Raw genomic sequence first — 19,764 nt, forward strand, 5'->3', positions numbered from 1 at the left:
CACGGCCCGCACCCCGCCCCGCGCTCGGCGCACAGCGTGGGCTCGGTGGCCCGCCTCAGTGGGAGTGGGCGATCCCCAGCGCGTGGGCGCGCTCGTGCTCGCGCTCGGCCGCCTCGCGCGCCGCGATGCGCGCCCGGACCTCCTCGCGGCGCAGCGGGGGCACGGTGGACGGCGGGTTGCGGCGCTCGGGCAGCTCGCCGAGGAGGCGTGCGACGATCGCCGTCACCTCGTCGACCGCTCGCTCGAACGGCTCCTCGGTCGCGGCGCTCGTGCGCTGGATCCCCGTCACCTTGCGGACGAACTGGCGGGCGGCCGCCTCGATCTCCTCGTCCGTCGCGGGGGGCTCGAGGCCGCGCAGGGTCGTGATGTTCCGGCACATGCTCTCGACGCTACGGGGACGCCGGTGGCACCACAAGGGCGCCGTCACGCGAGGCGCGCCGCGACGGCGAGCGTCTCGCCGACCTCCACGCGCACGTCCGCGACCCGGATGCCGGGCGGCAGGTCGGCCGCGAGGTCCACGCGATGGCCCTCGATCTTGGCGAGCTCGCCGCGCGCCACGACGAGCAGCGCCGCGACGACGGGGTTGCGGCTCGACAGCTCGACGTCCCGCACCGTGAGGACCATCCGCTCGTCGACGACCGCGGTGGCCGTCGCGCGCACGCTCGCGGACAGGATGCCCTTGCGGACGCGCGCGTCGGCGCGCAGGGACACGCTGCGGGGCCCGCGCGCGACGACCTCGACGTCGAGCGCCGTGAGGGCCAGGCCGATGCCGTGGAGCTCCGTCGCGACGATCCGCCGGACGGTGTCGACGACCTCGTCGCGCGGCGCGGCGACGCGCACGTGCCCGCTCAGGGGTGCGTCGTCGTCGGGCTCGACGGCCTCGACCGCGAGCGTGCCGTCGGTGCCCTCGACCCACCGGAAGCGCACGCCCTCGACCTCCGCCGTCACGTCGACGGGGACGCCCTCGACGACGAGCGGGTGCGCGTCGACGCGCAGGCGGCGCAGCGTCGCGTCCTCGCGCGAGCGGACGTCCTCGACGTGACGGGTCGGCGTCGGCGGGCCCGACGTGCCGCTCGCGTGCACGCGCACCGCGGTGACGTCGACGTCGAGGTGCGTGACGTCCGGGCCGTCGAGGCCGGCGTCCAGGCGCACGGCGTCGGTGCCCTCGACGGCGGGCCCGAGGACGTCGAGCACGGCGGGGCGCAACCGCGCGAGGAGCTCGACGGCGGTCGTGGGGCGCGGCGCGGTGCCGAGGGGCAGCACGTCGTGGGCGGGGGACTGGTCCGGCATGGGCCGAGGCTAGCGGACGACGAAGGCCGCCCCGGGGATGCCGGGACGGCCTTGTGGTGGTGGGCGATACTGGGATCGAACCAGTGACCTCTTCCGTGTCAGGGAAGCGCGCTACCGCTGCGCCAATCGCCCGGGGTGCTGCACTGCGAGGTGGAGATGGGATTCGAACCCACGTATACGGCTTTGCAGGCCGCTGCCTCGCCTCTCGGCCACTCCACCTTGAGACGCGTCCTCTCTCGCTCCCGAGAGAGCAGGCCAGAGAGTGGGCCTCCGAGCGGATGACGGGACTCGAACCCGCGACCCTCACCTTGGCAAGGTGATGCTCTACCAACTGAGCCACATCCGCGCGGCCGGCTCGTGAGAAGCCCGGTAGGGCTCCCGGTGATCCGGCGCGAAGCACATACTAGCCGACTTCCGGCCCGGACCGTGCATCGGTCCGGGTGACGGTCGGCACGCGAGAGGCCGCTCCGGACGGTGCCGGGGCGGCCTCTCGCGTCGTGCTCGTGGGCGATACTGGGATCGAACCAGTGACCTCTTCCGTGTCAGGGAAGCGCGCTACCGCTGCGCCAATCGCCCGAGGGGTGGTGCTGTCTGCGAGGTGGAGATGGGATTCGAACCCACGTATACGGCTTTGCAGGCCGCTGCCTCGCCTCTCGGCCACTCCACCGCGACCTGCCCTCCGCGACCGCGAGGGCGGACGAGAGAGTGGGCCTCCGAGCGGATGACGGGACTCGAACCCGCGACCCTCACCTTGGCAAGGTGATGCTCTACCAACTGAGCCACATCCGCGCGGCCGGAGCTTCGAGGCCCTCGAGAATCGCTTCCCGTGTGCCCCCGGCGTTCCGGCGCGTCCCAGACATTAGTCCACGTTCGCGTCCTACGTCCAACCGGCCCCGGCGGGCGTGCCGCGCACGGCGCGTCGGGCGGTCTCGGGGCGCCGTGCGCGCGGTCGGTAGCGTGGTCCCGTGCCTGGACCTGGGAGAACGTCGCCGCGGCAGGGGATCGCGCACCTCGCTGGCCGCGCCGCCGCGGGCGTCGTCGAGGTCGTCGACCTGCGTCGCGCGCCGGAGCGGCTCGCCGAGCCCGGGCCCTGGTTCGTCGTCGTGGACTTCGACGCGCCTGCGCGCGGCGGGCGGGCGCGCGCGTGGCGGTTCGCCGAGCGTCTCGACCCGGGCGACCTCTCCGCCGCGGGCCCGGCGTCGGGACGCGCGTGGCGCGGGCCGTCCGCCGACGCGTGGACGAGCTCGATGGACCGGGCGCGGTACGAGGCCGCCGTCGCGCACGTGCGCGCGCAGGTCCGCGAGGGCGAGGTCTACCAGGCCAACGTGTGCCGCGTCCTGTCCGCACCGCTCGCCGACCCGGGGGGCGAGCCGGACGCGCTCGCCCTCGCCCGGCGTCTGGCGCGCGGCAACCCCGCCCCGTACGGCGGCGTGCTGCACGTCCCGCGGGCCGCGGGCGTCGACCCGGTGTGGGTCGTCAGCGCGTCGCCCGAGCTGTACCTGCGCGTCTCCGGCGGGACCGTGACGTCGGGCCCGATCAAGGGCACCGCCGCGACGCCGGACGGCCTGACGGCCAAGGACCGCGCCGAGAACGTCATGATCACCGACCTCGTGCGCAACGACCTCCAGCGCGTGTGCGAGCCCGGCACGGTCGAGGTGACCGGCCTCCTCGCGGTCGAGCAGCACCCCGGGCTCGTGCACCTCGTGAGCACGGTCGCGGGCCGCGTGCGCCCCGACCTGCACGACCCGGCGGCGCTGTGGTCCGCCCTGCTCGACGCGACGTTCCCGCCCGCGTCCGTCTCGGGCGCCCCGAAGTCCTCCGCGCTGCGGATCATCGACGCGCTCGAGCCCGAGCCGCGCGGCCCCTACTGCGGCGCGGTCGGCTGGGTCGACGGCGACGAGGCGGTGCTCGCCGTCGGGATCCGCACGTTCTGGTGGTCGGACGGCGTGCTGCGGTTCGGCACCGGCGCTGGCATCACGTGGGGGAGCGACCCCGCGCGCGAGTGGGAGGAGACCGAGCTCAAGGCCCGGCGCCTCGTCGGTCTCGCCTCGGGCACACTGGAGCCATGAGCACCCCCGGGGCGCCGACGCCTCCCTCCGAGAACCTCGTGATCTGGGCCGACGGCCGGCTCGTGCGGCCCGACGAGGACGCGCTGAGCGCCGTCGACCACGGCCTGACCGTGGGCGACGGCGTCTTCGAGACGTGCGCGGTGTTCGACGGCCGGGCGTTCGCCCTCACCCGCCACCTGCGCCGGCTCGCGCGGTCGGCCGCGGGACTCGGGCTCGACGCCCCCGACGAGCGGCGCGTCCTCGAGGGCGTCACCGCCGTGCTCGCCGAGGCCGACGCGCGCACCCGGGAGGGCGCGGGCGCGGTCGGGCGGCTGCGCATCACCGTGACCGCCGGCGTCGGCCCGCTCGGGTCGGGACGCACGCCGGGCGCCCAGACGGTCGTCGTCGCGGCCGGCCCCGCGACCATCAGCCCCGCCGGGCGCGCCGTCCGCTCACCCTGGGCGCGCAACGAGCGCTCCGCCGTCGCGGGGCTCAAGACGACGTCGTACGCGGAGAACGTCGTCGCGCTCGCCGACGCCGTCGCGAAGGGCGGCGACGAGGCCCTGCTCGCCAACACCGCGGGCGACCTGTGCGAAGGCACGGGCGCCAACGTGTTCGTCGAGCGCGGCGGCGAGCTCGTCACGCCCCTGCTGTCGTCGGGGTGCCTCGCGGGCATCACGCGCGAGCTCCTGCTGGAGTGGGCCGCGGAGGACGGCCTGCCCGTGCGCGAGGCGCGCCCCGGCGAGCTGCCGTTCGCCGTGCTCGACGAGGTGAGCGCCGGGGACGCGGCCTTGCTCCTCACGGGCTCGGTGCGCAACGTGCAGCCCGTGACGTGGCTCGACGGCGTCGACGTGGCGGCCGGAGAGGTGTCGCTCGCCGCGCGCGACCTGTTCGAGCGGCGCCGGCGCGAGCGTCTCGACCCCTGAGCGCGAGCCGGTTTTTCGATCCGGTCCGTTTCAGGCTAGTATCGACCTCGCACTCGGGCGATTGGCGCAGTGGTAGCGCGCTTCGTTCACACCGAAGAGGTCACTGGTTCGAACCCAGTATCGCCCACCGAGCCGAAGGCCCTCCGACCAGCATCGCGCAGGTCGGGGGGCCTTTCGCGTTCTTCGCCCCACAGCACCGGTCCCTGCCGCCGTGACGTTCTCAACCCCTGCGGGGGCGCGGTCCGGAGCACGGGCGCTGCGAGCGACCGGGATCGCTCCTAGGGTCGCGAGCATGTCGAGCAGGGGGCCGTACATCCTCGCGTCCGTGTCACGCACGGTGCGCACCGTCGAGCTGGTGGCCGCGTCGGGCGCGATGCGCCTGGCGGAGCTGGCGGCGAGCCTGGGCGTGAGTCGTCCGGGCGCGTTCCGGATCGCGCAGACGCTCGTCGCGCACCGGTGGCTCGTGCAGGGCGACGACCGCCGCTACCGCATCGGTCCGGCCGCGCGAGCCCTGACGGGCCTGGCGGCGGACGTCGACGGTGACGGCGAGCGCGCGTGAGCCCGTCCCGGTGTCGCCGTCTCGCCATGTGAGCGGTCCCACGGGTGCCGGCGGGGTGAATCTAGCGGGCATACCGGGCGCTGAAGCGGGGCATACCGCGCATGGCGGACATCACGCGCGCTTCTGAACGGATGTCCAGCCTGCGAGACGCACGAGCCGCGTGCACGCTGCACCCATGTCCGGGGTGACGGTCGACCGACGGTCGGTCGCCCTCGGTGCAGCGACCGCGGACCTCCCCGCACGACGCGCCCGTCTCCGTGGCACGACGGGCTCGGGGGCCGCTCTCGGGTGCGGCGGCCCTGTCGTCCGGGAAGCGGTCGTGGTGGTCGCCGTCGCGGAGCCCGACCGGCCGTGACGGCAGCCGGTCCTCCTCCCCGTGCAGGGGGCAGGGAGGAGGACCGGTCACCGGCGCAGCGCGGCGACGAGCCGGTCGGTCTGGGTCTCGATCGTGCCGAGCACGCGCTCGTACACCTCGTCGGAGCGACCGTACGGGTCCTCGACGTCCGGGGCGTGGCGCGCGAGGTCGAGGACTGCCCGCGCCCGCGGGGCTGCCGCGACGACGGCGGCGAGGCGGGCGGCGTCGGTCGTGGCGCCGTCCCCGGGCCCGACGGCCTCGGCGATCGCCGGGAGCTCGGTGAACAGGAACGAGCGGCGCAGCGCGGCCGGCGCGAGGTCGAGCACGTCGGCCCGGTGGCGGCGCGTCATGGTCAGCACGACGTCCGCCGCGCGCACGAGGTCGGGCGTCAGGTCGCGCGCGGCGAACGCCGCCGGGTCGAGTCCGCGGCGCGCGACGAGGCGCGCCATGGGCGGGGCGACGGGCGCGCCCACGACCGCCCGCGTCCCGGCGCTCGTCACGACGACCGAGTCGTCGAGCGCGGCGTCGAGCACGAGCTGCGCCGCGGGCGAGCGGCAGATGTTCCCGGTGCAGACGACGAGGACGGACAGCACGCTCTGAGCCTCCCTGCGGGCGTGGGTCTGGGTAATGTAGCGCGAGCGACGGCAGCGCGCCGGGGCCGTCGCGCAGGGGGCGAGTCGCAGGGGGCGGCATGGTGCACGAGGAGTGGGGTCCGGGCTGGTCGGGAGCGGCGACGACGGTCGCGCCGGCCGGACGACGCGAGCCGGAGCGGGAGACGCCGAGGCGTCCGCGGACGAGACGGCCACGACTGCGTCGACGAGTGGGCCTCGCGGTCGCGCTGGCGCTCGTCGTCGTGGTCGCCTGGCTCGCGTGGCTCCTCGTGGACGCGCTGCGCGCCCGCGCCGCGCTCGAGGACGTGGCCGCGCGCCTCCCCGTGCTCCAGGAGCAGGTGCGGTCCGGCCAGGACGCGACGGCCACGGTCGAGGACGTCCGCGGCTCCGCGGCGCTCGCGGCGGCGGCGACGCACGGCCCGCACTGGACGCTCGCCCGCGCCCTCCCGCTCGTCGGCGACGACGCCCGCGCGCTCGGCGAGGTCACCGGCGCGGTCGACCGGGTCGCGCAGGACGCGCTGCCCCGCCTCGCCGCCGCGGTGGAGGTCGCCTCGCCCGCCGCCCTCGCGCCGTCGGGCGGCTCCCTCGACCTCGCGCCCCTCGCCGACGCGCGCGACGACGTCGTCGCGGCCGACCGCGCCGTCACCGCGTCGCTCGAGAGCGTCGCGGGCATCGACACGGCCTCGCTCGTGGGGCCGCTGGCCGCCGCGGTGGACGACCTGCGCGACGAGCTCGCCCAGGTGGCGTCCCAGACGTCGACGGCCGCGCGTGCCGTCGACCTCGTCCCCGCGATGCTCGGTGCCGACGAGGCGCGCGACTACCTCGTGCTCGTGCAGAACAACGCCGAGCCCCGCGCGACGGGCGGGATCGCCGGGTCGGTGCTCCACCTGCGCGCCGACGGCGGGGACGTCGCGCTCGTCGAGGTCCGCCCGGGGAGCGCGCTCGGCCCGCTCCCGGAGAGCGTCGTCGACCTCAGCGGCGCGGAGGCCGCCCTGTTCGGCGACGACCTCGGCCGGTACATGCTCAACGTCACGTCGACGCCCGACTTCCCGCGCGCGGCGCGCGTCGCGCGCGAGGCGTGGCTGCGGCAGACGGGCGAGGACGTCGACGGCGTCGTCGCCGTGGACCCCGTCGCGCTCGCGGGGGTGCTGGGCGCCGTGGGCCCCGTGGAGGTCGCCACCCCGGACGGCGAGGCGCTGCGGCTCACGGAGGACGACGCGGCCGCGTACCTGCTCAACGGCGTGTACCGCGACCACGAGGACCCGTCGGAGCAGGACGCGGTGCTCGCGCTCGTCGCGCGCGAGGTCGTCGCGGCGCTCACGAGCGGCACCGGCGACCCGGCGCGCCTCGTCGACGCGCTCGCCGGCTCGGCGCGCGAGGGCCGGCTGCTCGTGTGGTCGGCGCGCGCGACCGAGCAGGACCTCCTGGCGGGCACCGTCCTGTCGGGCGAGCTCGTGGGGCGCGGCGTCGACCCGGCGGGCGGCCCCGCGTCGCCCGTCGTGGGCGTGTACCTCAACGCGACGACCGCGTCCAAGACCGGCTACTACCTCGACTCCGCGGTCGCGCTCGACGACGTCACGTGCCGCCCCGACGGCTCGCAGTCCTTCACGCTGCGCGTCACGCTCACGTCCACGCTCACCGCGGACGAGGCGGCGCGCCTGCCCGAGTACGTCCTGGGGGCGGGCGGGGACGGGACGATCCGCACCAACCTGCTCGTGTACGCCCCGGCGGGCGGCGGGATCCGGGGGACGTCCGGGGCGGACGACGGCCCGGGACTGTTCTCGCACGTGCACGACGGGCTCGTGGTCGGGGCCCGCTCCGTCGCGCTCGCCCCGGGGGAGTCCGTGACGTACGACTACGACCTCGTGAGCGGCCGCAACCAGCCCGGGGAAGTTTCCGTGAGGAAAACTCCTGGTTCCAGGTCCGAGACGACCACCCTCTCGGCTACCGGGTGCGGCGGGAGTGTGTTCTCCTGAGGGAGCACGGCGGGGGCACGTGCGTGAACGGGCGTCGACGACGCCCGTCGGCCGAGGTCCCCGCGTCACCGACGAAGGCAGGGGGCCTTTGACATGAAGCTTCGACGCGCAGCGACCACGCTGCTCCTGGCCGGGGCGATCGCCGCGGCACCGGCCGTCGCGACCGCCTACGAGGCGGACGAGTACGAGGTCGGCGTCTCCACGACGACGCCCTCGGTCGGCCAGACGTTCACCGTCACGGTGGGCGGGCCGGCGGGCAACCCGACGATCACGCTCACCATCACGTCGCCCGACGTCCCGGACGGCGCCATCTCCATCGCCGGCACCAAGGCGCTCACCAAGAACACCGCGAACGGCTTCGCGTCGTTCGCGGTGACGCTGTCGGAGCCCGGCACCTACTCCCTCGTCGCGACCGACGCCGACGGCACCGTCCTGTCGAGCCAGCAGGTCGTCGCGGTGCCCGCGTCCGACGGCGCCGGCAGCGGCTCGGGCTCCGGCTCGGCGCAGGGCGGCGGCGACGACGTCTCGTCGGGCGGACTGGCCGAGACCGGGTCCGACGACGTCCTCCTGCTCGGCGGCGCGGCGCTGCTCGTCGCGGGCGGCACGACGGCGGTCCTCGTCGCGCGCAACCGCCGGCGCTCCGCCGGGACGAAGGCCTGAGGGGACGAGCCCTCGCCCCCGGGCGAGGGCTCTGACCGAACCTCCCGGTCGCCTCGGCGACCGGCCGTCGCCGTGACGACGACGTCCCGGACCGTGACGGAGACACTCAGCAGGCCGCCGGTCGGGCGGCGGTACGAGCGCGCCCTCGGGCGGCCGTGCCGTCGTGCGGCCCGTGCGACCACGGACGTCGCAGGGGGCACCATGACGTTGGAGAAGGATCACGAGGTCGACGCCGTCGACCTCGACGACTCGGGACGGCGTCTCGACGCGCCGTCCTTCGACACCGGGCAGCTCGTCCGGATCTCCCTGGGCGCGTACCGGCGCCCGGGCTGGAAGGCGCGGCTCGCGCGCCGCGTCGCCGTGGTCGACGCGCTCGCGGTCGCGACGGCGGTCGCGACCGCGTACCTCGTGCGGTTCGACGGGATCGGCGGCACCACGCTGGACCTCCAGTACGCCGCGATCTCCGCGGCGCTCCTGGTCGTCTGGTGGTGCGCGCTGCGCGCGGCGTTCTCCCGGGACGGCCGGAGCCTCGGCTCGGGCGCGCCCGAGTACACGCGCGTCGTCAACGCGACGGTCGCCGTGTTCGGGGTCGTGGCCATCGCGGCCTACCTCCTGCGGTACGACCTCGCGCGCGGCTACGTCGCGATCGCACTGCCCGTCGGCCTCGTGCTGCTCGTGCTCGGGCGGTGGGCCGTGCGGCGGCAGCTCGTGCGGATGCGTCGCCGGGGCCGGTGCCGGTCGCGGACGGTCGTCGTCGGGGGCCGCGACGGCGTCGCGCACCTCGTCGGGAGCCTCCGCGAGGCGCGGGACAGCGGGTACGAGGTCGTGGGCGCGTGCGTCCCCGGCGGGCCGCTCGAGCCGCACGAGACGGTGGCGGGCGTGCCCGTCGTCGGGGAGGTGGGCGACACGGCGCGCCTCGTCGAGCCGCTGCACGCGGACACGGTGATGGTCACCGGGTCCGACCTCGTCACCCCCCGGACCGTCAAGCGCCTGGCGTGGGACCTCGAGCCGTGGGGCGCGGACCTCGTCCTCGCGCCGGCGCTCACCGACGTCGCGGGCCCGCGGATCCGGACCCGGCCCGTCGCGGGGCTGCCGCTCTTGCACGTCGAGGCGCCCGGCTACTCGGGTCCGCAGCACGTGCTCAAGCGGGCGTTCGACGTCGTCGGCGCGCTCGGCCTCCTCGTGCTCTTCGCCGTCCCCCTCGTCGTGACGGCGCTCGCGGTCAAGCTCACGAGCCGCGGCCCGGTGCTGTTCACGCAGGAGCGCGTCGGGCTGCGCGGCGAGCCGTTCACGGTCCTCAAGTTCCGCTCGATGGTCGTGGACGCCGAGTCCCGGCTCGAGGACGTGCTCGGCGCGGGCAACGTCGGGGTCTTCTACAAGCCCAAGCAGGACCCGCGCGTCACCCGGGTCGGGGCGTTCCTGCGCCGCTACTCGATCGACGAGCTGCCGCAGCTGTTCAACGTGCTCGGCGGGTCCATGAGCCTCGTCGGCCCGCGGCCGCAGGTCGCGCTCGAGGTCGACCAGTACGACGACGAGATCGGGCGTCGCCTGCTGGTCAAGCCGGGGCTGACCGGGCTGTGGCAGGTCTCCGGCCGCAACAACCTCACGCTCGAGGAGAGCGTGCGGCTCGACCTCTACTACGTGGAGAACTGGACCGTGACGGGGGACCTCCTCATCCTCCTGCGGACGCTGCGCGCGGTGGTGGGTCGTGACGGTGCCTACTGAGCGCGGGGCAGCGTGATCGGGGCGTTCGCGTGGCTGACGACCGGCAGGCTCGCGGCCGCGGCGCTCCAGGCGGTGACGTTCGGGGCGCTCGCCGTGCTCGTCGGGCCGGCCGAGCTCGGCGTCGTGGGCTCGGCCGTCGCGGTGCTCACCGTCCTCCAGGCGGTGTTCGACCTGGGCCTGTCGGCGTACGTCGTGCGGACGCGCGCCGAGGCGCCGGACGACGGGCGCGTCCGGGCGGCCGTCGTGCTCAACCGGCTCACGACGGCGCCGCTGCTCGTCACGGCGCTGGTCGCCGCGTGGCTCGTGACGGCGGCCCTCGGTGACGGCCTCGGCGCGGCGGTCCTGCCGCTCGCGGTCTGGGCCGCGGCCGAGCGGAACGCCGAGACGGTGGCGGGCGTCGCGATCGCGGACGGCCGCGCGTCCCTCGCGACGGCGAACCTCGTCGTGCGCCGCGCGGTCGCCGCGGCGGGGTTCGCCGCGCTGTGCGCCGCCGGGACGGACCCGGTGCTCGCGTACGGCGTCGCGATGGCCGCGGGCTCGCTCCTGTCCGTGGCGTGGCTCAACGCGGCGAACCGTACCCGGCTCCCGGAGGGTGGGCGCGCGCCGCTCGGGCACGTGCTGCGCGAGGCCCGGCCGTTCTGGGTCAACACGGTCGCGGTGCAGGCGCGCACGCTCGACGTCCCTGTCGTCGCGGCGACCGGGGGAGCCGTGGTCGGCGGGCTCTACTCGCTCGCGAGCCGGGCGACGGTCCCGCTGCGGCTCGTCCCCACGTCGCTCGCGCTCGCGCTGCTGCCGCACGCGACGCGCGCCGTGGGCGTGGCCGCGCGCCGGCGCGTCCTGACGCACCTCGCGTGGCTCGTGGCCGGCGTCGCCGTGGCGTACCTGGCGCTCGCGGCGTGGGTGCCCGCGCTCGTGGACGCGGTCCCGGTGCTCGACGAGTACCGCCCGGCCGTCGTCCCGGTGCAGATCCTGCTCCTCGCGCTGCCCTTCGGCGCCGTCGCCTCGGTCTGCACCGCGCTCCTGCAGGGCTACGGCGACGCCGCGTTCGTGTCGCGCGCGGCGGTCGCGATGTCCGCCGTGTGCCTCGTCGGTGCCGGGGTCGGCGCGGTCCTCGCGGGTGCGGAGGGCGCCGCGGTCGCGTTCGGCGGCGCGCTCGTGCTGCAGGCGGCGCTCCTCGCGACCCGGCTCGTGCGGCACCACCGGGCCGAGGACGAGCGGCCGACGCGGGCCGGGGCACCGGTCCGCGAGGAGGTGCGCCCGTGAGAGTCGTCGGCTTCTGCTCGGTCGTCGCCCAGGAGGACAACCTCGGCGACGTCGTCATCCGTCGCGAGATGCTGCGCGTCCTGCGCGAGACGTGCGACGAGGTCGTCGTGTACGCCGGCCGCTCGGGGGCGTCCTACCGCGCGTCGTACGACCTCGACGGCACGACGGTCCTCACACGCCCGGGGCGGTTCCAGGCCCGGCTCGTGCGCGCGGCGCTGGGCCGCGAGCGCCCGCTGCTCGTCTTCGCGCCGGGGCCCGCGCGGCTCGGCGGTGACCGCCGGTCGCTGCTCAAGGGCGTCGCGAACCTCGCCAACGTGGTCCTCGTGCGTCTCGGCCGCGGCGAGGCGATGACGCTCGGCCGCGCGGTGCGCACCGGGGGCCGGGCGGGGCGCGCGGTCGAGGCGCTGAGCGTGCGGCTCCAGTCGCTGTACGTCGCGCGGGACGACGTGACGCGCGGCGTGCTCGGGCCGCGCGTGCGGGTCGCGCCGGACCTCGCGCTCGCAGGGGACGACGGCCCCGCGACCGGCGCGGCGGACGCGATGGTGCTGTCGTTCCGCGGGGACCGCGAGGTGGACCCGGCGCTCGTGCGCCGCGCGATCGAGGCGGCCCGCCGCACCGGCACGCGGCCCGTGCTCGTCACCCAGGTGCGTCGCGACGGCGCGCAGCACGCGCGCCTCGCGGCGGAGCACGGGATCGAGCACGTGGCGTGGGAGGGGGAGCACCGTGCCCAGCTCGATCGGGTGACCGCGACGATGCGCACGGCGCGCGTCGTCGTGAGCGACCGGCTCCACGCGCTGCTGCTCGGTGCGCGCAACGGCGCGGTGGTCGTGCCGGTCGCCACGCCCGGGAGCGACAAGCTGCCGACGACGCTCGCCGTGCTGCCCTCGACCGCGGCGCCGGACGACCTGCGCGTGCACCTCGCCGCGCTCGGCGAGCCGGTCGTCGTCGACCGCGCGGCCGCGCGGGCCGCGGTCGACGACGTGCGTGCGCTCGTCGTCGCGCGCGCCGCGGGCCTGCGGGGCGCGCCCGACGCTCCGCCGGCCGGCGCGCGCCCGGCCGCGGCACGACCGGACCGAGTCCCCGACCCCCTCGAGGAGGGCGTATGACAGCCAGCGCAGGGTTCTACCTCGCCGTGATGCCGCGCTACCGGCGCGCGTGCGTCGAGATCGTGCGTCAGACCTGGCCCGGCGACCTCGCCGTGTGGGTGAGCGACGCGCACCTCGACCCGAGCGTGCGCACGGACCCGGACGTCGGGTGGTACCGGCGCGTGCGCATGGTGCGCGTGCGCCGCGCCGCCTTCCTCCAGGTCGGGCACTGGCGCGACGCGCTGCGCCGGGGCACGACCGTCGTCGACCTCAACCCCCGCAGCCTCACCGCGTGGCTGCTGCTCGTGCTGCGGCGCGCGACCGGGCGGCGGGTGCTCGTGTGGGGCCACGTGCACCCGCGGGCCGGGCAGGGCGCGCGGACCGCGCCGGTGCGTCGCCTCATGCGCCGGCTCGCGCACGGGACGGTCTCCTACACGGTCGCGGACGCCGCGGACGCGCGCGCGGACCTGCCGGGCTCGCCCGTGTGGGTCGCGACCAACGCGCTGTACCGGCGCGACGACATCCGGGTCCCGGCGGGCGACGAGGTCGGCGAGCGCGACCACCTGGTGTTCGTGGGCCGCTTCGTGCGGGCCAAGAAGGTCGACCTCCTCGTCCGCGCGTTCGCCGTGGCCCGGCAGGCCCGCCCGGGCATGCGTCTCACGCTCGTCGGGGACGGCGAGCTGCGGCCCGAGCTCGAGCGCTTCGTGCGCGAGCAGGGGCTCCAGGACGCGGTGACGTTCGCGGGCTGGGTCGACGACGTCGACGCGCTCCGGGCCGTGCACGCGCGGGCCTTCGCGGCGGTGTCGCCCGGGTTCGCGGGGCTGTCGCTCACGCAGGCCGCGGGGTTCGGCGTGCCGACGCTCGTGTCGCGGGACGAGCCGCACTCGCCGGAGATCGAGCTCGCGGACCACGGCGCGGTGCGGTGGTTCCCCACGGACTCCGTGGAGGGGCTCGCGACGGCGGCGCTCGCGGCGTGGGACGACCGCGCGAGCGTCCCGGACCGCGCGCTGTCGGCCTGGGTCCGCGAGTCCTACTCGGCCGAGTCGATGGCGCGCGGCCTCGTGGACGCCCTCGGCGCCCGGGTCGAGCGCCCGCAGGAGGTGAGCATCGCGTGACGAGCGGAACGACGCCGGTCTACGGCACACGGACGCAGCTCGCGCCCGTCCTCGTGCGGCCCGTGCGCGCGGTGATGCGGCGCCTCGCCGTGCGCCAGCACGTCACCTACGGCCGCGGCCTGCGCCTCGGGCGCTTCGCCGTCGTGAGCGCCCCCCACCGGCTCGTCATCGGCGACGACGTGTCGATCGGGCCGTGGTCGATCGTCGAGGTCGACGGCGAGATCGGCGACTTCGCGCTCATCGGCCAGGCCGTGCAGGTCGTGGGGCGTGACGACCACGCGTTCGACGAGGTGGGCGTCCCCGTCGCGGAGTCCACGTGGTCGGGGGACCGGCCCGCCACGCCGCGCGACGCCGTGCGCATCGGGCGCGACGTCTGGGTCGGCGGCGGCTCGATCGTGCTCAGCGGCGTGACGATCGGCGAGGGCACGATCGTGGGCGCGGGGTCGGTCGTCACCGGCGACCTCCCGCCGTACTCGATCGCCGTCGGCTCGCCCGCGCGCGTCGTCCGCGCGCGCTTCGACGCCGCCGACGCGGCCCGGCACAGCAGGGCGCTCGACGAGCGCGCCCGGAGGAGGCGCGGATGAGCCGCCAGGTCGAGCGGTCAGAACCGGCGGCGGTCGGTGAGAGCACGACCCTCCCAGACGCGCCCGTCGGGCACCTCGCCGCGCACGACGGAGGCCGGGGCGACGAGCGCGGACCGGCCGATGTCGGTCCCGCCGAGCACGACGCAGCGCGCCGTCACCCAGGACCCGTCGCGGATGCGCACGGGCGCGGTGACGAGCCCCATGTCGGTGCGGTGGCGGTGGCTGCCCGTGGTGACGAACGTGTCCTGCGAGACGACGACGTCGCGCCCGACCTCGACCAGGTCCTGGTTGTGGAACCACACGCCCTCGCCGATCCACGACCCGTCGCCCACGCGCAGCTTCCAGGGGAACCGGACGCGCGTGCGGGGGCGGATGATCACGCCGTCGCCGATGCGGGCCCCGAACGCGCGCAGCGCCGCGACGCGCAGGCGCGAGCTGATCTGCCAGGGGTTCGTCACGAGCAGCAGCTCGACGACGCCCCAGAGGTAGACGACGAGCGCGGGGCGGTCCCACGCCTGGCGTTCCCCGGGCGCGTCCCGCAGCGGGACGACGGGCACGTCGTGGTCGTTCCGGTCAGTGCTCAACTCAGCCCCCAGGGTCGAGACGATCGGTCTGCCGCCGACCCTACGGCCTGGGCGATGCGCGTGCTCGTGGTCGGCGCGAACTACGCGCCCGAGCCGTCGGGCAACGCTCCCTACACGGCCGCGCTCGCGCGGCGCCTCGCGGCCCGGGGCCACGACGTCGAGGTCGTCACGACGCACCCGCACTACCCCGAGTGGCGCGTGCGCGACGGCTACGGGGCGTGGTCCTCGCGCGAGACGCTCGACGGGGTGCGGGTCCGCCGCCTGCGGCACTACGTGCCCCGCGTGCCGACGCCGGGCCGCCGGCTCGCCGCCGAGACGTCGTTCGGCCTCCGCTCGGCCGCGGTGCGCTGGCCCGCGAGCGACGTCGTGCTGCTCGTGTCGCCGTCGCTGTTCGCCGCGGCCGCCGCCCTGGCGCGGGCACGGCTGGGCCGGCTCGCCGGGCGCCGGCGCCGGGTCGTGCTGTGGACGCAGGACCTGTACTCGCTCGGGGTCGAGGAGACCGGCACCGCGACGGGTACCGCGGCGCGCGCGGTCCGGGCGGTCGAGCGCGCGGTCGCGCGCGGGTCGGACGCCGTCGTCGCGATCCACGACCGCTTCGCCGCGCACCTCGTGCACGTCCTCGGCGTCCCCGCCGAGCGGGTCACGACCGTGCGCAACTGGACCCACCTCGCCGAGCGCGCCCCGACGGACCGCGCGGCCGCGCGCCGTGCGCTCGGGTGGCGCGACGACGAGGTCGTCGTGCTCCACGCGGGCAACCAGGGGGCCAAGCAGGGGCTCGAGAACGTCGTCGAGGCGGGGCGGGTCGTGGACCGGCGCGGCGTGCCCGTGCGGTTCGTCCTGCTCGGCGACGGCAGCCGCCGGCGCGACCTGGAGGCCGCGGCCGCCGGGATCCGGTCGGTCGGGTTCGTGGACCCGCTGCCCGACGACGCGTTCGTCGCGGCGCTCGCGGCCGCCGACGTGCTGCTCGTCAACGAGCTCGCGGGACTGTCGCAGATGTCGGTGCCGAGCAAGCTCACGTCGTACTTCGACGCCGGACGGCCCGTGCTCGCCGCCACGGCGGCGGGGTCGACGACGGCCGAGGAGCTCGCGGCGTCGGGCGCCGGGCTGCGCGTGGACCCGCAGGACCCGGAGGCGCTCGTCGACGGGGTGCTGCGGATCGCGTCCGACGCGGCGGCCGCGGACCGGCTCGGGGAGGCGGGGCGGCGGTACCGCCGCACGGTCCTGTCCGAGGACGCCGCGGTCGAGCGGTTCGAGAGCTGGCTCGCGCGGTGGGGCACGGTGCGCCCGCGCGCGGCGCCCCGCGCCGCCCGCGCCGAGGACGAGCAGGCGGCGCTCGCCTGACGGGCGCGACGAGGGAACGCACGACGCACGCACGACGTACGCACGACGCACGACCGAGGGGGACCCATGACCACGAAGAAGGCGCTGATCTCCGGCATCACCGGGCAGGACGGCTCGTACCTCGCGGAGCTGCTGCTCCTCAAGGGCTACGAGGTGCACGGGCTGATCCGCCGCGCGTCGACGTTCAACACGGCACGGATCGACCACCTGTACCAGGACCCCCACGAGCAGGACGCACGGCTGTTCCTGCACTACGCGGACCTGTCCGACGGCGCGCGCCTCGTGACGCTCATCTCGCAGATCCGGCCTGACGAGGTGTACAACCTCGCGGCGCAGTCGCACGTGCGCGTGTCGTTCGACGAGCCGGAGCACACGGCCGACACGACCGGCACGGGCGCCATCCGCCTCCTGGAGGCGGTGCGCCTCGCGGGCGTGGACACGCGCTACTACCAGGCGTCGTCGTCGGAGCTGTACGGGGCCACGCCGCCGCCGCAGGACGAGACCACCCCGTTCCACCCGCGCTCGCCGTACGCGGCCGCCAAGCTCTACGCGTACTGGATCACGAAGAACTACCGCGAGGCCTACGGGATGTTCGCCGTCAACGGGATCCTGTTCAACCACGAGTCCCCGCGCCGCGGCGAGACGTTCGTGACGCGCAAGATCACCCGTGCCGTCGCCGCGATCCAGGCCGGCCGCCAGGAGCACCTGTACCTCGGCAACCTCGACGCGGTCCGCGACTGGGGGTACGCCGCCGAGTACGTCGAGGGCATGTGGCGCATGCTCCAGGCGGACGAGCCCGACGACTACGTGCTCGCCACGGGGACCGGGCTCACGGTTCGCGACTTCCTCGACGAGTCGTTCTCGCACGTGGGCCTGCGCTGGCAGGACCACGTGCGGTTCGACGAGCGCTACCTGCGCCCGAGCGAGGTGGACGCGCTCGTCGGGGACCCGAGCAAGGCGCACGCCGAGCTCGGCTGGAAGCCGACCGTCGACGGGCGCGCGCTCGCGCGGATCATGGTCGACGCCGACGTGGAGGCCCTCGGGCATGCCGGGTCGCCGTGGATCGACCGCGTCGCCCTCGCCACGTGGGAGGCCGCGTGACGACCCCCGACGAGCGCGACCTCGTCCGGCACGACCCGGCGCCCCTCGACCGCGACGCGGTGTTCTACGTCGCGGGCCACCGCGGCCTCGTCGGGTCGGCCGTGTGGCGCCGCCTCGAGCGCGCGGGCTTCTCCCGGCTCGTGGGGCGCACGTCGGCAGAGCTCGACCTCACGAACCGCGACGCGACGTTCGCGTTCTTCCGCGAGCACCGCCCGCGCTACGTCGTCCTCGCGGCGGCGAAGGTCGGCGGGATCATGGCGAACGCCGCCTACCCGGTCGACTTCCTCTCCGAGAACGTGCGGATCCAGGTCAACGTGCTCGACGCTGCGCGCGCCGTCGAGGTCGAGCGCCTGCTGTTCCTCGGGTCGTCGTGCATCTACCCGCGGCTCGCGCCCCAGCCGATCACCGAGGACGCGCTCCTCACCGGGCACCTCGAGCCGACGAACGACGCGTACGCGATCGCGAAGATCGCGGGCATCCTCCAGGTGCAGGCGGTGCGGCGCCAGGACGGGCTGCCCTGGATCTCGGCGATGCCGACCAACCTCTACGGCCCGGGCGACAACTTCTCGCCCACCGGGTCGCACGTGCTGCCCGCGCTCGTCCGGCGCTACGACGAGGCCGTGCGCACGGGCGCGCGCGAGGTGACGAACTGGGGCTCGGGCACGCCGCGCCGCGAGCTGCTGCACAGCGACGACATGGCCGACGCGTGCCTGCACCTCCTGGAGCACTACGACGGCCCGGTGCAGGTCAACGTCGGCACGGGCGAGGACGTGACGATCCGCGAGATCGCCGAGACGGTCGCCGACGTCGTCGGCTACGACGGCGCGACGACCTGGGACACCTCGATGCCGGACGGCACGCCGCAGAAGCGCCTCGACGTGTCCCGCCTGCGTGCGACCGGCTGGGAGGCACGGACCGGCCTGCGCGAGGGGATCGAGCGCACGGTCGCGTGGTACCGCGAGCACGCGCGGGAGGTGCGCCGGTGACCGCGAGGCGCGGTGCCGTGCGCGCGGACGCCCCGCGCCGCGAGGGCGTGCCCAGGGTCGCGACGTCCGGGGCCCTGTGCGAGATTGAGGCGGTCGCGGGTCGACGCTCAGGGGGAGCGGCCCGGTGAGGGGGACGACGATGGAGCTCGCGGACTACGTGCTGCTGCTGCGCAAGAGGTGGGTGAGCGTCGTCGTCGTGGCCGCGCTCGGGCTGGCGCTCGCGGGCGCGTACTCGCTCCTCGCGACGCCGTCGTACGCGGCGCGGTCCCAGGTGTACGTGTCCGTGCAGGGCTCGGACACGACGACGGACCTGCTCCAGGGCTCCAACTTCACCGTGCGCCAGGTCAAGTCGTACGTCGAGCTCGCGACGAGCCCGCGCGTGCTCGACCCCGTCGTCGAGGAACTCGGCCTCACCGACGACGCCGCCTCGCTCGCGCAGCGCGTGCGCGCCGACTCGCCGCTCGACACGGCGCTCATCGACGTCACCGCGACCGACGAGTCGCCCCAGCTCGCCGCGGAGGTCGCCAACGCGACGGCCGCCTCGCTCGCGACCGTGGTCCGCGAGCTCGAGACGCCCGCGGGCGGCGGGGACTCGCCCGTCCAGATCAGCACCGTCCGCGCGGCAGCGGTGCCCGACGCGCCCGCGTCGCCCAACCTCCGGCTCAACCTCGTGCTCGGGCTGCTCGTCGGCCTCGCGCTCGGGGTCGCGCTCGCCGTGCTGCGCGACCGCCTGGACACGCGCGTGCGCTCGACGGCCGACGTCGAGGCGATCACCGACGCGCCCGTGCTCGGCGTCATCGGGTACGAGGAGGACGCGCCCGAGCACCCGCTCATCGTCCAGGAGTCGCCCCTGGCGGTCCGCGCCGAGGCGTTCCGCCGGCTGCGCACGAACCTGCAGTTCCTCGAGCTCGGCACCGCCGCCCGCACCTACGTCATGACGTCCTCCCTGCCCGGCGAGGGCAAGACGACGACGAGCATCAACCTCGCGATCACGCTCGCCGACGCGGGCCGGCGCGTCGTCCTCGTCGACGCCGACCTGCGGCGCCCGTCCGTCGCCCGGTACCTCGGGATCGAGGGGTCCGTGGGACTCACGACGGTCCTCATCGGCAAGGTCGGCCTCGAGGACGCGCTGCAACCCTGGGGCAACGGCAACCTGGACGTCGTCACGGCCGGGCAGATCCCGCCGAACCCGAGCGAGCTGCTCGGCGCCGAGCCGATGACGCGGCTCCTCGAGCGCCTGCGCGCCGAGTACGACGTCGTCGTCGTCGACACGCCCCCGCTCCTGCCCGTCACCGACGCCGCGATCCTCGCGCGGGGCGTCGGCGGGGCGATCGTCGTGGCGGGTGCCGGCACCGTGCACCGCCACCAGCTGGAGACGGCGCTCTCCGCGCTCGGCACGGTGGGCGTCCGCCCGCTGGGCATGGTCGTCAACCGCGTGCCCGTCAAGGGCCCGGGCGCGAACGCGTACGAGTACGGGTACTACGCGTACACCGCCGACGAGCCGTCGCGGGGCGGCGCGGCGGGCACGCGCGCGGACCGCCGCACGGCCCGCGCC

The 19,764-nt window shown here is 75.9% G+C and carries 18 protein-coding genes and 7 tRNA genes; 15 read left to right on the forward strand and 10 right to left on the reverse strand.

Going from position 1 to position 19,764, the window contains the following annotated elements:
• Positions 1-55: 55 nt before the first annotated feature.
• From GYH36_RS11630 to GYH36_RS11665, 8 genes are all read right to left on the reverse strand, one after another.
• Positions 56-379, reverse strand: coding sequence for a DUF2277 domain-containing protein (locus GYH36_RS11630; protein ID WP_024839560.1), 324 nt, complete (start codon positions 377-379; stop codon positions 56-58).
• A 44-nt stretch (positions 380-423) separates the two neighbouring features.
• Complete coding sequence (locus tag GYH36_RS11635) at positions 424-1,290, reverse strand: hypothetical protein (RefSeq protein WP_024839561.1); 867 nt, start codon at positions 1,288-1,290, stop codon at positions 424-426.
• 57 nt (positions 1,291-1,347) lie between these two features.
• Positions 1,348-1,422: transfer RNA gene (locus tag GYH36_RS11640), tRNA-Val, on the reverse strand.
• A 16-nt stretch (positions 1,423-1,438) separates the two neighbouring features.
• Positions 1,439-1,509: transfer RNA gene (locus GYH36_RS11645), tRNA-Cys, on the reverse strand.
• 54 nt (positions 1,510-1,563) lie between these two features.
• Positions 1,564-1,636: transfer RNA gene (locus GYH36_RS11650), tRNA-Gly, on the reverse strand.
• 158 nt (positions 1,637-1,794) lie between these two features.
• Positions 1,795-1,866 (reverse strand) — tRNA-Val (locus GYH36_RS11655).
• Between the two features lie 20 nt (positions 1,867-1,886).
• Positions 1,887-1,957: transfer RNA gene (locus tag GYH36_RS11660), tRNA-Cys, on the reverse strand.
• A 49-nt stretch (positions 1,958-2,006) separates the two neighbouring features.
• Positions 2,007-2,079 (reverse strand) — tRNA-Gly (locus GYH36_RS11665).
• A gap of 176 nt (positions 2,080-2,255) precedes the next feature.
• Between GYH36_RS11665 and GYH36_RS11670 the strand changes: the two genes are divergently transcribed.
• The 4 genes from GYH36_RS11670 to GYH36_RS11685 all read left to right on the forward strand — a co-directional run bounded on the left by GYH36_RS11670 (position 2,256) and on the right by GYH36_RS11685 (position 4,823).
• Entirely contained in the window at positions 2,256-3,359 is a 1,104-nt protein-coding gene (locus GYH36_RS11670) for a chorismate-binding protein (protein ID WP_115942476.1), read from the forward strand.
• The gene (locus tag GYH36_RS11675) at positions 3,356-4,264 is read left to right on the forward strand and encodes an aminotransferase class IV (RefSeq protein ID WP_024839563.1); all 909 of its coding nucleotides are present in this window, start codon (positions 3,356-3,358) and stop codon (positions 4,262-4,264) included. The genes GYH36_RS11670 and GYH36_RS11675 overlap by 4 nt, the downstream gene beginning before the upstream one ends.
• Before the next feature lie 55 nt (positions 4,265-4,319).
• Positions 4,320-4,391 (forward strand) — tRNA-Val (locus GYH36_RS11680).
• Positions 4,392-4,556: 165 nt separating this feature from the next.
• Entirely contained in the window at positions 4,557-4,823 is a 267-nt protein-coding gene (locus GYH36_RS11685; RefSeq protein ID WP_162289916.1) for a helix-turn-helix domain-containing protein, read from the forward strand.
• A gap of 402 nt (positions 4,824-5,225) precedes the next feature.
• Here GYH36_RS11685 and GYH36_RS11690 read toward each other — a convergent pair whose 3' ends face one another.
• The gene (locus tag GYH36_RS11690) at positions 5,226-5,771 is read right to left on the reverse strand and encodes an arsenate reductase/protein-tyrosine-phosphatase family protein (protein WP_312028607.1); all 546 of its coding nucleotides are present in this window, start codon (positions 5,769-5,771) and stop codon (positions 5,226-5,228) included.
• Between the two features lie 227 nt (positions 5,772-5,998).
• On the opposite strand from GYH36_RS11690, the gene GYH36_RS11695 reads away from it, so the two are divergent.
• From GYH36_RS11695 to GYH36_RS11725, 7 genes are all read left to right on the forward strand, one after another.
• A complete protein-coding gene (locus tag GYH36_RS11695; RefSeq protein ID WP_162289917.1) occupies positions 5,999-7,765 on the forward strand; it encodes a DUF4012 domain-containing protein in 1,767 nt (588 codons plus the stop codon).
• Positions 7,766-7,858: 93 nt separating this feature from the next.
• Positions 7,859-8,425 (forward strand): peptidase, encoded by a 567-nt coding sequence (locus GYH36_RS11700; protein ID WP_115942479.1) that lies wholly within the window; start codon positions 7,859-7,861, stop codon positions 8,423-8,425.
• 201 nt (positions 8,426-8,626) lie between these two features.
• Entirely contained in the window at positions 8,627-10,150 is a 1,524-nt protein-coding gene (locus GYH36_RS11705; protein ID WP_115942480.1) for a sugar transferase, read from the forward strand.
• A gap of 12 nt (positions 10,151-10,162) precedes the next feature.
• Positions 10,163-11,413, forward strand: coding sequence for a lipopolysaccharide biosynthesis protein (locus GYH36_RS11710; RefSeq protein ID WP_162289918.1), 1,251 nt, complete (start codon positions 10,163-10,165; stop codon positions 11,411-11,413).
• Positions 11,410-12,519 carry a polysaccharide pyruvyl transferase family protein gene (locus GYH36_RS11715; RefSeq protein WP_162289919.1) on the forward strand — a complete coding sequence of 370 codons (1,110 nt, stop codon included), beginning with the start codon at positions 11,410-11,412 and terminating at the stop codon, positions 12,517-12,519. The genes GYH36_RS11710 and GYH36_RS11715 overlap by 4 nt, the downstream gene beginning before the upstream one ends.
• Entirely contained in the window at positions 12,516-13,613 is a 1,098-nt protein-coding gene (locus GYH36_RS11720) for a glycosyltransferase (protein WP_162289920.1), read from the forward strand. Before GYH36_RS11715 ends, GYH36_RS11720 begins: the two co-directional genes overlap by 4 nt.
• Positions 13,610-14,197 (forward strand): acyltransferase, encoded by a 588-nt coding sequence (locus GYH36_RS11725; protein WP_312028608.1) that lies wholly within the window; start codon positions 13,610-13,612, stop codon positions 14,195-14,197. The genes GYH36_RS11720 and GYH36_RS11725 overlap by 4 nt, the downstream gene beginning before the upstream one ends.
• Positions 14,198-14,214: 17 nt before the next feature.
• Here the strand turns inward: GYH36_RS11725 and GYH36_RS11730 are convergent, their stop codons facing one another.
• Complete coding sequence (locus tag GYH36_RS11730) at positions 14,215-14,781, reverse strand: LbetaH domain-containing protein (RefSeq protein ID WP_115942484.1); 567 nt, start codon at positions 14,779-14,781, stop codon at positions 14,215-14,217.
• A gap of 54 nt (positions 14,782-14,835) precedes the next feature.
• Between GYH36_RS11730 and GYH36_RS11735 the strand changes: the two genes are divergently transcribed.
• The 4 genes from GYH36_RS11735 to GYH36_RS11750 all read left to right on the forward strand — a co-directional run.
• On the forward strand, positions 14,836-16,122 hold the full coding sequence (locus tag GYH36_RS11735) for a glycosyltransferase (protein ID WP_115942485.1): 1,287 nt from the start codon (positions 14,836-14,838) through the stop codon (positions 16,120-16,122).
• A 66-nt stretch (positions 16,123-16,188) separates the two neighbouring features.
• Positions 16,189-17,223, forward strand: a complete 1,035-nt coding sequence (gmd, locus tag GYH36_RS11740) for a GDP-mannose 4,6-dehydratase (protein ID WP_024839576.1) — start codon at positions 16,189-16,191, stop codon at positions 17,221-17,223.
• Entirely contained in the window at positions 17,220-18,209 is a 990-nt protein-coding gene (locus GYH36_RS11745; protein ID WP_034603586.1) for a GDP-L-fucose synthase family protein, read from the forward strand. The genes gmd and GYH36_RS11745 overlap by 4 nt, the downstream gene beginning before the upstream one ends.
• A gap of 124 nt (positions 18,210-18,333) precedes the next feature.
• On the forward strand, positions 18,334-19,764 hold a 1,431-nt coding region (locus GYH36_RS11750), incomplete at its 3' end, for a tyrosine-protein kinase domain-containing protein (protein ID WP_312028609.1).

This window comes from Cellulosimicrobium composti (genome assembly GCF_010287905.1).
Taxonomy (GTDB): domain Bacteria; phylum Actinomycetota; class Actinomycetes; order Actinomycetales; family Cellulomonadaceae; genus Cellulosimicrobium; species Cellulosimicrobium composti.

What these genes read in the sequence shown, in the direction of transcription:
- GYH36_RS11630 (WP_024839560.1), bottom strand. Translation starts at nt 379, where the DNA reads ATGTGCCGGAACATCACGACCCTGCGCGGCCTCGAGCCCCCCGCGACG.
- GYH36_RS11635 (WP_024839561.1), bottom strand. Translation starts at nt 1,290, where the DNA reads ATGCCGGACCAGTCCCCCGCCCACGACGTGCTGCCCCTCGGCACCGCG.
- GYH36_RS11675 (WP_024839563.1), top strand. Translation starts at nt 3,356, where the DNA reads ATGAGCACCCCCGGGGCGCCGACGCCTCCCTCCGAGAACCTCGTGATC.
- GYH36_RS11685 (WP_162289916.1), top strand. Translation starts at nt 4,557, where the DNA reads ATGTCGAGCAGGGGGCCGTACATCCTCGCGTCCGTGTCACGCACGGTG.
- GYH36_RS11700 (WP_115942479.1), top strand. Translation starts at nt 7,859, where the DNA reads ATGAAGCTTCGACGCGCAGCGACCACGCTGCTCCTGGCCGGGGCGATC.
- GYH36_RS11705 (WP_115942480.1), top strand. Translation starts at nt 8,627, where the DNA reads ATGACGTTGGAGAAGGATCACGAGGTCGACGCCGTCGACCTCGACGAC.
- GYH36_RS11720 (WP_162289920.1), top strand. Translation starts at nt 12,516, where the DNA reads ATGACAGCCAGCGCAGGGTTCTACCTCGCCGTGATGCCGCGCTACCGG.
- GYH36_RS11735 (WP_115942485.1), top strand. Translation starts at nt 14,836, where the DNA reads ATGCGCGTGCTCGTGGTCGGCGCGAACTACGCGCCCGAGCCGTCGGGC.
- gmd (WP_024839576.1), top strand. Translation starts at nt 16,189, where the DNA reads ATGACCACGAAGAAGGCGCTGATCTCCGGCATCACCGGGCAGGACGGC.